Here is a 223-nt window from a genome sequence, read left to right as displayed (position 1 = left end):
ATTCCGAATACCGCAAGCGACAGGCCGATCATCGTCGCGCTCCAGCGAAAGCGGTCCTCGCCGAAAATGACCCAGAGCGCTGCCGGCACCTGTCCTACGAGTTGCATGATAAAGAAGACAGTCATAAGTGCGGCGACGATAGTCATGCCCCGCGCCCACCGGAAGGAGCTGACTGGGTTGAAGGCTCTCAAGGGCATCGGTCGACGCTCTCCCTTATGCGACT

Annotated in this window: 1 pseudogene; it reads right to left on the bottom strand. The window is 59.2% G+C overall.

Annotated features, from left to right (window positions below):
- Positions 1-223: pseudogene (locus tag I5W_RS32555) on the bottom strand (hypothetical protein); the annotation flags it as partial.

Origin of the sequence: Herbaspirillum sp. B65 (assembly GCF_000333555.1) — a bacterium.
GTDB lineage: Bacteria > Pseudomonadota > Gammaproteobacteria > Burkholderiales > Burkholderiaceae_D > Herbaspirillum > Herbaspirillum rubrisubalbicans.
The sequence above is the reverse complement of the archived record's forward strand: the minus strand, read 5'-3'. Positions and strand labels throughout refer to the sequence as shown.